Here is a 444-nt window from a genome sequence, read left to right on the forward strand (position 1 = left end):
GTGCTAAGTAAAAGTTTTTTCATACTTATTTTTTCCTTTTAATGATGTATTTTAATTTTAAGTTTTTGTTTTTCAATATTTATATTGATTAATTAAAATATTTTTAATATGAGTATATTCATTAATATACTCATTATATACACTAGGATAAATCCTAGTGTTTAGTGTTTAATTTTTTATGCATCAAAGCTGTAGATTATAATCCCCCAACTACACAAGGATTCATAGTTTTATAATTATCACTGACTATGCAAGTTTTACTTTTTTGAATTAAAGAAGTTTCATCTATTTCTTCAGTTTCTTCTTCTTCATTTAAAGTTTCATTACCTATAGAATTAAAAGTAGAACTTTGTTCAAATGCTAAAGAATCATCAGGTTTATTATCAATTGGTGGTTCTACTGGGTCAATAGGTTTATCAGGTATTTCTATTTCACCACCACCAT

At 24.8% G+C, this 444-nt stretch carries 1 pseudogene; it reads right to left on the minus strand.

What is annotated here, in order from left to right:
- Positions 1 to 196 precede the first annotated feature (196 nt).
- A pseudogene (locus E2O22_RS07830) lies at positions 197 to 444 on the minus strand (hypothetical protein); the annotation flags it as partial.

It is taken from the genome of Campylobacter lari, assembly GCF_004357905.1.
GTDB lineage: Bacteria > Campylobacterota > Campylobacteria > Campylobacterales > Campylobacteraceae > Campylobacter_D > Campylobacter_D lari_D.